The sequence below is a fragment of the bacterium genome, assembly GCA_028821235.1.
Classification (GTDB): Bacteria; Actinomycetota; Acidimicrobiia; order Spongiisociales; family Spongiisociaceae; genus Spongiisocius.
In genome coordinates this window covers 1-9,518 of sequence record JAPPGV010000069.1, presented here as the reverse complement: position 1 = coordinate 9,518, position 9,518 = coordinate 1, and the positions used below count along the sequence as shown (strand labels likewise).

General features: G+C 69.6%; 13 protein-coding genes. 8 read left to right on the top strand and 5 right to left on the bottom strand.

Translation table 11 applies throughout. The features are described from left to right. Positions 1-175 precede the first annotated feature (175 nt). Positions 176-1,090 carry a DNA-3-methyladenine glycosylase 2 family protein gene (locus OXK16_07360; protein MDE0375765.1) on the top strand — a complete coding sequence of 305 codons (915 nt, stop codon included), beginning with the start codon at positions 176-178 and terminating at the stop codon, positions 1,088-1,090. A 48-nt stretch (positions 1,091-1,138) separates the two neighbouring features. On the opposite strand, the gene OXK16_07355 is transcribed toward OXK16_07360, so the two are convergent. Then, the gene (locus tag OXK16_07355) at positions 1,139-2,023 is read right to left on the bottom strand and encodes a hypothetical protein (protein MDE0375764.1); all 885 of its coding nucleotides are present in this window, start codon (positions 2,021-2,023) and stop codon (positions 1,139-1,141) included. Continuing rightward, a complete protein-coding gene (gene pgl / locus OXK16_07350) occupies positions 2,020-2,766 on the bottom strand; it encodes a 6-phosphogluconolactonase (protein ID MDE0375763.1) in 747 nt (248 codons plus the stop codon). The genes OXK16_07355 and pgl overlap by 4 nt, the downstream gene beginning before the upstream one ends. 81 nt (positions 2,767-2,847) lie before the next feature. On the opposite strand from pgl, the gene OXK16_07345 reads away from it, so the two are divergent. Continuing rightward, positions 2,848-3,501, top strand: coding sequence for a dienelactone hydrolase family protein (locus OXK16_07345; protein ID MDE0375762.1), 654 nt, complete (start codon positions 2,848-2,850; stop codon positions 3,499-3,501). Between the two features lie 22 nt (positions 3,502-3,523). Here the strand turns inward: OXK16_07345 and OXK16_07340 are convergent, their stop codons facing one another. After that, the gene (locus OXK16_07340) at positions 3,524-3,967 is read right to left on the bottom strand and encodes a ribose-5-phosphate isomerase (GenBank protein MDE0375761.1); all 444 of its coding nucleotides are present in this window, start codon (positions 3,965-3,967) and stop codon (positions 3,524-3,526) included. 120 nt (positions 3,968-4,087) lie between these two features. Here OXK16_07340 and OXK16_07335 point away from each other — a divergent pair, with 120 nt between their 5' ends. The 6 genes from OXK16_07335 (at position 4,088) to OXK16_07310 (ending at position 7,926) form a co-directional block, all read left to right on the top strand. Beyond that, on the top strand, positions 4,088-4,369 hold the full coding sequence (locus OXK16_07335; protein MDE0375760.1) for a hypothetical protein: 282 nt from the start codon (positions 4,088-4,090) through the stop codon (positions 4,367-4,369). Positions 4,370-4,600: 231 nt separating this feature from the next. Then, complete coding sequence (locus OXK16_07330; protein MDE0375759.1) at positions 4,601-5,389, top strand: hypothetical protein; 789 nt, start codon at positions 4,601-4,603, stop codon at positions 5,387-5,389. Between the two features lie 171 nt (positions 5,390-5,560). Beyond that, on the top strand, positions 5,561-5,845 hold the full coding sequence (locus OXK16_07325) for a NifU family protein (protein MDE0375758.1): 285 nt from the start codon (positions 5,561-5,563) through the stop codon (positions 5,843-5,845). 82 nt (positions 5,846-5,927) lie between these two features. After that, positions 5,928-6,671 carry a methylmalonyl Co-A mutase-associated GTPase MeaB gene (gene meaB, locus OXK16_07320; GenBank protein ID MDE0375757.1) on the top strand — a complete coding sequence of 248 codons (744 nt, stop codon included), beginning with the start codon at positions 5,928-5,930 and terminating at the stop codon, positions 6,669-6,671. 110 nt (positions 6,672-6,781) lie between these two features. Continuing rightward, positions 6,782-7,555: an enoyl-CoA hydratase-related protein gene (locus OXK16_07315; GenBank protein ID MDE0375756.1), complete on the top strand. Its 774-nt coding sequence runs from the start codon at positions 6,782-6,784 to the stop codon at positions 7,553-7,555. Further along, entirely contained in the window at positions 7,552-7,926 is a 375-nt protein-coding gene (locus tag OXK16_07310; protein MDE0375755.1) for a hypothetical protein, read from the top strand. Before OXK16_07315 ends, OXK16_07310 begins: the two co-directional genes overlap by 4 nt. 60 nt (positions 7,927-7,986) lie before the next feature. Here the strand turns inward: OXK16_07310 and OXK16_07305 are convergent, their stop codons facing one another. Together OXK16_07305 and OXK16_07300 are read right to left on the bottom strand one after the other, a co-directional pair. Then, positions 7,987-8,472 carry an SRPBCC family protein gene (locus tag OXK16_07305; protein ID MDE0375754.1) on the bottom strand — a complete coding sequence of 162 codons (486 nt, stop codon included), beginning with the start codon at positions 8,470-8,472 and terminating at the stop codon, positions 7,987-7,989. Further along, the coding region (locus OXK16_07300) for a M23 family metallopeptidase (protein ID MDE0375753.1) at positions 8,469-9,518 on the bottom strand (1,050 nt) is incomplete at its 5' end. The genes OXK16_07305 and OXK16_07300, both read right to left, overlap by 4 nt.

Genomic DNA, 9,518 nt, shown 5'->3' with positions numbered 1-9,518 from the left:
ATGCCGGGAATCGGCCTTCACTCCATAAGCCTCGTATGTTCCCTCAGGCCGGCCGAACCGATCGGCTGGTGCCTTCGACCGGTGTAGGTGTTTGGCGATGGACAAGATATAGAGAGCCTGTGACAAGTCTCAACCCTCTTGTCTGAGAATGGGGGTTGGCTGTTAGCTTGGCCGGATGCCTACCGCGCTAACAGGGCGATCCCGCACCCGGGTGCTATCCCTGAGCCGGGCGCTGGATCTGCGCGGAACGCTGGTGGTGAAGGGGCTGAAGGGTCCGGCGCTGTGGGCCGGGGCTGATGGCCTGTGGAGGGCCACCCGCACCGCTTCGGGGCCGGCCACGGTCCGGCTGCGGATCGAGGACCGGACTCTGGTCGCCGATGCGTGGGGCGAGGGGGCCGAACTCGCCCTGGAGCAGGTACCGGCGTGGGTCGGGGAACAAGATGACCCCGCCGCGCTTGTCCCGGTCCATCCGGCGGTGGAGCGTGCTGCCAGGCGGGGGCGAGGGGTCCGCATGCCGGCCGTGGGCGGGCTGGTCGAGGTCCTGATCCCGACCATCCTGGCCCAGAAGGTGACCGGAATCGAGGCGGGTCGCAGCTACCGGCGGATGGCCGGACGCTACGGCGAGCCGGCGCCGGGCCCGACCACGTTGCTGCTACCTCCTGACCCGGACCGCCTGGCCGGGCTCCGGTACTACGACTTCCATCCGCTCGGGGTGGAGCGCCGCCGGGCCGAGATCATCCTCCGGGTGTGCCGGGACGCCGACCGTATCACCGCCATCAGCGAGGGCAGCCTGGCCGGCGTGTACGAGTACCTCCACCGGATCCCGGGCATCGGTCCGTGGACCAGCGCCTCGGCGCTCGGAGTGGTGCGGGGCGATCCGGATGCGGTTCCCGTGGGGGATTTCCATCTGCCCAATACCGTCGCCTGGGCATTGGCGGGAGAGCCGCGCGGGACGGATGAGAGGATGCTGGAGCTCCTGGCCCCCTACGAAGGCCAGCGGGGCCGGGTGGTGCGGCTGCTGGAACGCTACGCCGGTCGTGCCCCCGCCTACGGACCCCGGCTGCCGCCCCGGGACATCCGCCGCCACTAGCCCCGGTTCTTCAGGGACCGAGAAGGCCGGCCGGGTGGGGCATCGGGGCTACCTCGCGTGCTCCTCCGCCCAGCGCTCGAGCAGCAGGTGGACCGCCCAGTTGGCCCCGTCGCCCCAGGACTCGACTGCCGCCCGCACGTCCGCTTCGGGCAGTACCTCGCCCTTCTCGGCGCCCATCACGTAGCGGGAGACCACCTTGCGGACGCCCAGATCACCCGCGGGGACCACATCGGGCCGGGCCAGGCAGCGGGCCAGGAACCACTCCGCCGTCCACCTACCCACGCCACGCAGCGCCACTAAACGCCGGATCACCGTCTCGTTGCCGTCCTCCTCGAGTCCGCTCAGGTGGTCCGCCGCGACAGCCCCCGCCACCCCCACGATGTATCCGGACTTCCGGGTGGTGAACTGCATGGCCCGGATGTCTGCCGGGTCGGCCACGGCCAGCTTCTCGGCGCCGGGGAAGCGCCACCATCGAACCCCGTCCATCTCCACCTCGGTGCCGTAGCGCCGGATCAGGCGGCTCATGGTTGTGTTGGCCCAGCGCATGTTCACCTGCTGGGCGCTGATCGAGGAGACCAGGACCTCGAGGCCCGCGGGGTTGAGGGGGATGCGGTAGCCGGGCATGCGCCCGAGTTGGTCGGCCACGGCCGGAACCCGGGCCGCCACCTCCTCCAGAGGTGCCCGCGGCAGCGTCTCGCCCAGCCGGAACCGCGACTCCTCCACCGCTGCGTCCAGGTCCCGGCCGGCGCCGGTCTCCACCTCGATGCTTCCGTCGTCCCCCTGCCGGATGCGGTAGGGAAGGCCGTCGGCGGTGGTCCGGTACAGGTAGCCGTTCGAGACGGCGCCCAGCAGATCCGCTCCATACCGGACGAAGCGGGCGATCGAGGCGTCCAGGTCGATCGGGTTCCGCGGCGTCCAGCGGTCGGTGCTCACGGCAGGTCCAGCCCGGCTGCCGCGGCCCGATCCACCAACCAGGAGACCGGCGCTGCGCCCTTCATGAGCCGGCGGGCCGGAAGCGGGCGGTCACCGGTGGGCTGGAGCACTTCCGCCAGGGCGGCGGCCTTGGAGCTGCCCGACACGAGCACGTACACGGCGGCGGCCCGGTGCGCCAGCGGGTAGGTGGCGGTGAGGCGCCACGGTTGCGCGGCCGCCACCTCCGTGGCGACATACCACCGGTCGGTCACGTCCAGCGCATCGCTGCCGGGGAACAGGGACAGGGTGTGGCCGTCCCCGCCCATGCCGGCCAGGATCAGGTCGGGGCGGGGTCCGCCGGAGTCCCCTCCCATCGAAGCGAGTAGATCGGCCTCGTAGAGGGCGGCGGCTTCGGGGCCGGACCGGTCCGCGGCCCACGGCACGCGAAGGAACCGGGCTCCGGCGCCGTCCAGCAGCATCCGCCCGATCATGGCGCCGTTGCTGTCCTCGTGGTCCGGCGGCACGTAGCGTTCGTCCCCGACCCACGCGCAGACACCCGACCATGGGATGTCCATCGTGGCCAGCCGGCGGTAGGTGGCCACCGGGGTCGATCCGCCCGCCATGGCGACCGACACCAGGCGTCCACCCGCCGCCCTGGCCTTGGTAACTTCCCGCCTGATGAGCGAGGCGATCATGGCAGCAGCCCCGGCGGCAAGCGCGGCCCCGTCCTCGAACACCCGCACATCCGCCGGTCCGATCCGCACGCGATGTTGTGTTATCTGTTGTTGTGTTCCATCCATGACCGGAACCCTAACGGGGGCTTGCGACACACAGGAGATCCCGAGATGACGCGGCAGGTCACCATCGAAGTGGGCGAAGGCTCGGTGACCGGGCGCTGGCGGGCTCCCGAAGGATCGGCGCGCACCGCGGTGCTGCTCGCCCACGGCGCCGGGGCCGGGCAGGACCATCCGGGGATCACGACCATCGCTGAAGGGCTGGTCGACCACGGCCATCCGGTGCTGACGTTCAACTATCCCTACGTGGAGGCGGGACGCAGGTTCCCCGACCGGCTTGACACGTTGCTGCGATGCCACCGGGCGGCGGCGGCCTGGCTGGGGCAGCGATGCGGCCGGTTCGTGATGGCGGGCCGCTCGATGGGCGGTCGCATGGCCTCGTACCTGGCGGTCGAGGGTCAGCCGTGCGCCGGCCTGGTGCTGTACGCGTACCCCTTGCATCCGGCGGGCAAACCCGACCGGCTACGGGCCGACCACCTACCCCGGGTGCCGGTTCCGATGCTGTTCTTCACCGGTAGCAAGGACAGGCTGGCCCTCCCGCATCTGGTGGAGGAGCATCTGATGGGGCTGGAGCGGTCGGTCGTGGAGATCATCCCGGATGCCGATCACAGCTTCCGGGTTCCGAAGCGGACCGGCACCACCCAGCGGGAGGTACTGCGGACCATGGCGGAGCGCACCGCCCGGTGGATAGAGGCCCTGGGGTGAGGAAGGCAGGCCTCGGGACGGGCTAGCGGCCTTGCTCCAACCGGGCGATCTTGTCCAGCCGGCGGCGGTGGCGCTCCTCCCCCGAGAAGGTGGCGCCCAGGAAAGCCTCGACCAGCTCCTCCGCCACGTTCGATCCGACCACCCGGCCGCCCAGGCACAGGACGTTGGCGTCGTCGTGCTCGACCCCCTGGTGGGCTGAGTAGTGATCGTGGGCGAGCGCAGCCCGTACTCCGGTGACCTTGTTGGCGGCGATGGCGGCGCCGACCCCGGACCCGCACACGATTATGCCGCGGTCGGCTTCCCCGCGCTGCACTGTCTCCGCCACCGCGATCGCCACGTCCGGGTAGTCGACGGCGGCGGTGGAGTGGGTGCCCAGATCGATCACGTCGTGGTCGCTCCCGAGGATCGAGGCAAGGTGCTCCTTAAGCGGGTAGCCGGCATGGTCAGCGCCGATCGCGACTCTCAACTCACTTCCTAGAACGGCAAGTCCGGAGGATACCGGCTCGCTGTCCGTCCGGCGGTTCCAACGGACTGAGGAGAACGTTCCGAACCTTCGGTAGGGGGTTGTCCGAAAAGCCTCGAGCTAGTGACCCACGGTGGTGTCACTGCCCAGGTGTGGCGCGGCGGAACCGGTCGCCAGACTCGCCTCGCCCGCGCTCTACAGGCTGTCGAGACCGTTCCCCTCGACGAAGAGTTGGGCCGCCGTGCCGGTGTACTGCTCGCTCGTTCCGGTCTGAGCGACGCAATCGACGCGGCACTGGCAGCCATGGCCGCTCACGGTGATCCGATCATCACTTCCGATCCCCTTGACCTGGCCGCACTCGTCGCCGTCAGCAACCGCCGGGTCGATGTCGTTCCGGTTTCGTAACCGGCCTGTGCCCGGTCAGAGTTCCTTCGGGAAGGAGTCCCGACCCGGCATCCTTGAGAACTCGCAGATTGGTAGGTTGATTCGATTCCAGCACGAGCCGCGGTGAGCCTTAGGTTCAGGGTGCCGTGGGGCGCGCTGTGAGCCTTAGGTTCAGGATGTCGTGGGCGTGCGCACCGCCCACTACCTGGCCGGCGGGAATCCGCAGGGTTGCTCACTCCTAGAATCAGGGCAATGGCAGAGTTCCAACTCCGGCCTCTGGACACGGGCGGGGTGCTAAAAGAGTCCTTTGGCGCCTACCGCCACCGTTTCGGCACGCTGATCGCCACCGCCGCAGTGCTCGACCTTCCCTACGCCGTGCTCTATTACCTGCTGGCGGACGATCCTCCTCCGCTTTCCGCCCTACCGACCAACGAGGAACTCTCGACGTTCGTCGGGGCTCTTGGACCCTGGTTGGTGATACGCCTGCTGATCACGAGCATCCTGTTCGCGGCGGTCATCCGGACGGTCGGCGAGACCTACGCCGGTGTCGAGTCGTCGTGGCGCGACACCACCGCGGCCGCCATCAGCCGGATGGTGTCCCTGGCCGTGGTGACCGTCCTGTTCTGGTCGGGGGTCACGCTCGGTTCGGCCATGTTCGTGTTCCCTGGGTTGTTCCTCGTCGTGGCCTGGAGCGCCACGCTGAGCGCCGTCATCATCGAAGGGGCCGGACCGCTCACCGCCTTCGCCCGCTCCTGGGTGATCACCGCCGGGCGCCGGATGGCCATCTTCGGCATCCTGGCCACCACCTCGGCGCTTGTCGTGGTGGCCAACCTGATCCTCGTGGTGATCCTGGTGGAGGTGTTCGGCTTCCTGCTGGGATCGTCCGGCTCGTTGCTGGCATCGGAGATCGTCTGGGTCCTCACCCAGCCCTTCATCGCCGTGGTGCTGGCGGTTCTCTATCTCGAACTGCGGGTCCGCAAGGAGGAACTGGACACCGACTGGCTCTCACTGCAGATCTCTGCGACCTCCTTCGACAGCTGAGGGCGGCCTGCTGACTCTGGTCAGGCGATTCGTTGCGAGCCGGCGGGCCGAAAAGGACGTTTCCCCGTACCCCCCCGGCGGGGTATCCTGACGGGTGGGCCGGTTCCACTCCGTTCCGCAAGCCCGCTTCGTTCGCAAGCCCGCAACCCTCCGCAAGGATGCATCCGACCCATGAGCGCTACCGAGACCGCGGTAACCCTCCGCCCGCCCGTACGTGAAGAACGGGCCGACGTCGACCCTGACCTGCTCGATTCCACCCTGGAGTACATCCGTCCGGCCCTCCAGTACGACGGCGGCGACCTGATCCTGGAGGGGGTGGACGAGGACGGGACCGTGAACCTGAACCTGGTCGGGGCTTGTAGTGGCTGTCCGATGTCGATGATGACGCTTACGGCGGGTATCGAGCGGATCCTCAAGGACCGGGTCCCCGGCGTCACCGCCGTCAACGCCACTTGAGCCGAGCCTGCCTTCCGGTGCCGTATCGGGGCGTGTAGCAATGCCGACCGGGGCCAGCCGAACAACCGCTGAGCCTCCAGAGGTGGGCGAATGGGTGGACCGGGTTCGTGAGGGCGACCGGCGGGCCCTGGCTCAGGCCATTACCGCGACTGAGGAGGGCCCTGCGGCGGCGGGCGATCTGCTGGAGGCATTCGCCGCGCTAGCCGGCGGGGCTTCGAGGATCGGCATCACCGGCGCACCGGGTGTGGGCAAGAGCACCCTTGTCTCCGCCCTGATATCCACCATCCGGACGGACGAGCGGACGGTGGCCGTGATCGCCGTCGACCCCTCCAGCCCCCTTACATCCGGGGCTCTCCTGGGCGACCGGATCCGCCTGCAGGACCATGTCGACGATCCCGGCGTGTACGTGCGGTCGGTGGCGGGACGGGGCCACCTGGGAGGCCTGTCGGAGGCGGTTCCCCGCATCGCCGCGGTGCTGGAAGGGGCCGGCTTCGACCTCCTGCTGATCGAGACGGTCGGCGTGGGCCAGTCCGAGGTCGAGGTCATGCACCATGTGGACACCACCGTGGTGGTGGTGACGCCCGGGTGGGGCGACAGCGTCCAGGCCGCCAAGGCCGGAGTGCTCGAGATCGGGGACGTGTACGTGGTCAACAAGGCCGACCTGGCAGGCAGCGCGTCGGCGCGGCGGGACCTCGAGGTGATGCTCGCCATGGGTCCGGCGCGGTCCTGGAAGCCCCCGGTCCTGGAAACGGTGGCCACCGAGGGTGTCGGGGTCGGCGAGCTATGGCGAGCCGTCAGGGATCATCGGCGTCACCTCAGGGGATGAAGGGCTGCCCGGTCGCCGGATCCTCCGGCTCGCCGGGTCGGTCGGACCGAGCCTGTCCGATCTAGCGAGCCCACCCATATAACCTGTCGGAACCCACAGCGAGGAGAGTCTTGGAATACGCGTCGTACACCACCCATGATGCGGTAGGGCTCATAGAGCTGACCCGCCCGCCGGTCAACGCCATTTCGGCCCGAGTCGTGCGCGATCTGGACCAGGCGCTCGATCGGGCGTCCGATCCAGGCATCCGGGCCGTGGTGATCACGGGTCGCCCCCACTTTGCGGCCGGTGCCGACATCAACAGGTTCAAGCAGGCGCACGAGGAAGGCACCGGAGCCCGTTCCCTGGAGGCGGAGCGGCTGGGTGCCCTGGTCCGTCGCATGGAGTTGATGACCCAACCGATCATCGCGGCCGTCTTCGGCTATGCACTGGGCGGCGGTCTCGAACTGGCGATGGGCGCCGACTTCCGCTACCTGGCCGAGGACGCCCGGGTCGGCCAGCCCGAGATACTCCTCGGGATCATGCCCGGAGCGGGGGGAACCCAGCGCCTCGCCCGCCTGGTGGGCTTCAACCGGGGCCGGGAGATCATCTACTCGGGCCGCCATGTAGGCGCCGAGGAGGCGCTCGCCATCGGGCTGGCCGACAAGGTGTTCCCGTCCGAGGTCCTGCTGGAGTCGGCGCTCGAGTTTGCGTCCACCCTGGCCGGCGGGCCGTCCGTGGCGCTGGGAATGGCGAAGCGGGCCATCAACGAGGGGTGGGGACGCCCGATGGATGAGGCCCTCGCGGTGGAGGCGGAGGCATTCGACACGGTCTTCGCCAGCGACGACGCCCGGGAAGGGGTGCTGGCCTTCCTGGAGAAGCGGTCGGCGAGGTTCAAGGGCACGTGAACCGGGCGTTCCGGGCCGCCGCGGGGCCGGTGGTGGCGCTCGCGGTGCTGGCGGGCCTCGTGGTACCGGCCTGCGGCGGGGAGGAGAACCCCGACGGCTACGACGGTACGATCGACTGCGGGACTCCGGCATGGTCGTGGGAGACCGAGCACGACCGGACCTACGAGGCGGAGCCGACCCCCTACGACGCCATGGTGAGCTTCGCGTCCGCCTATGACGACCGGTCCCCCTACGTGCACGTGGACAGTGCCCGGACCGCCACCGTGGTGATCGACGGCGCCGAGGTGGTGTTCGTGCGCGTGCTGGAGCTGGCCACCGAGACCTTCGCCGCCGTGGAGGCCCACGGATGCGCCGGCTTCGAGCCTGCGTAGTTGCTAGTTGCTAGTTGCTAGTTGCTAGTTACGTTGGATACCGCTGACCACTGACCGCTATCAACCCTCGATCCTTCGTTTGAGGGTGGCCAGGTTCCTGGACCAGACACGTCTCAGCACCACCCGGCCCACCAGGGCTGCCGCCGGGCCTCCGAACAGCCACGGGAACCGGATCCGCTCGCGCCACACCAGCGAGGTCCGTCCGGGACTCGGCGAGGAGAGTTCGAAGCGGCCCTCGCCCCGGAAGAGGCCGGTGTGCCGGCCGGCCACCGAGAGCATGGGTTCGATCTCGGTGATCTCGAAACGGTCGGTGGTGCGGAACGGCCCGACCCGGGTATCGATCAGCAACACCGTGCCGGGTCCCTCCCGCTGGTCGGTCCCGAAGCGGATGGCATGGGCGTCCTCCATCCATTCGGTGTGGGCGGCGAAGTGGGTCACCTCGGCCCAGACCTGATCCACCGGCGCCTCGATCTCCACCGGGACTCCGGTCCGGACCTCCGACAACCCGGCTATCCATCCGCACAGGCGGCAGGACCGGTCCGTCAACCGCACAGCTCCCGGGCCAGGGGGGTCGGGTTGACGGCCCCCCCGCGGTCGGGGTGGAACTCCCAATGCAGGTGCGGGATGTGGGCGGGGGCGTTGCCGGTCGTGCCGACGGTTCCGAGCGGCTCCCCGCGGGACACCATCTGGCCGACCGCCAGACCGGGGGCCCACGCGTCGAGGTGGGCGTAGTAGTAGCGGTCGCCCCCCAGCCCATCCAGCCAGACGGCGATGCCGCCCCTTGTGGTGTTCGACAACCGATGGATCCTCCCGTCCTCCACCGCCACGACCGGGGTGCCCCGGTCGGCCAGCATGTCCACACCCTCGTGCGTCCTCCCACCCGAACGGGGCGCGCCCCAGGTGTCGGTGAAGCTGTGGAACCCGTCCACCGGGCAGGCCATCGCACCGGAGGGAGGATCGTCCGTCACCGGACCGTCGGCAGGAACGGTCGTGGGAGGTGCGAGGGTGGTGTCGGTGACGGCGATCTCCGTGGTGGTCGTCGTGGGTTCCGTGGTGGTGGGAGCGGTGGTCACGGCGACCGTGGTGGTGGTGGACGAGGTGGTGCTGGTGGCCTGGCGCTCCGCCTCCGCCTCAGCCTCCGCCTGGGCGCGAGCCTCAGCCTCCGCCTGGGCGCGGGCCTCCGCCTCGGCCTCGGCCTGGGCGAGGGCCTCGGCCTCGGCCTGGGCCCGGGCGCGGGCCTCGGCTTCCGCCTGGGCGATCTCCTCCGCCCTGCGCTCCTCGAGGCGGAGATAGGCCTCCTGGCCGGCGGCGAGGCGCTCGCTCAGACCGACCGACACCTCCTCCAGGCGATCCAGCAGCTCCTGCTGCTCTGCGCGGCTGACGCGCAGGACCTCGGCGGCCTCGTTCAGCTGGCGGGTCAGCACCTCCAAGGCGTTGAAGAGCACTTGATCCTGCTCCCGGGCGTCGTCGAGGTACTCGGTCCTGATGTCGATGTCGGCGAGAGAGGCGGAGATCATCAGGGCTGCCAGGTCGTTCACGGCCGCGCCGCTCATGTAGAGGTCCACGGCTCGCTCCCGGATCTGGTCCTGGAG

Excerpts from the sequence above, each read along its gene's own strand:
- OXK16_07360 (MDE0375765.1), top strand. The coding sequence starts at position 176 with ATGCCTACCGCGCTAACAGGGCGATCCCGCACCCGGGTGCTATCCCTG.
- OXK16_07345 (MDE0375762.1), top strand. The coding sequence starts at position 2,848 with ATGACGCGGCAGGTCACCATCGAAGTGGGCGAAGGCTCGGTGACCGGG.
- OXK16_07330 (MDE0375759.1), top strand. The coding sequence starts at position 4,601 with ATGGCAGAGTTCCAACTCCGGCCTCTGGACACGGGCGGGGTGCTAAAA.
- OXK16_07325 (MDE0375758.1), top strand. The coding sequence starts at position 5,561 with ATGAGCGCTACCGAGACCGCGGTAACCCTCCGCCCGCCCGTACGTGAA.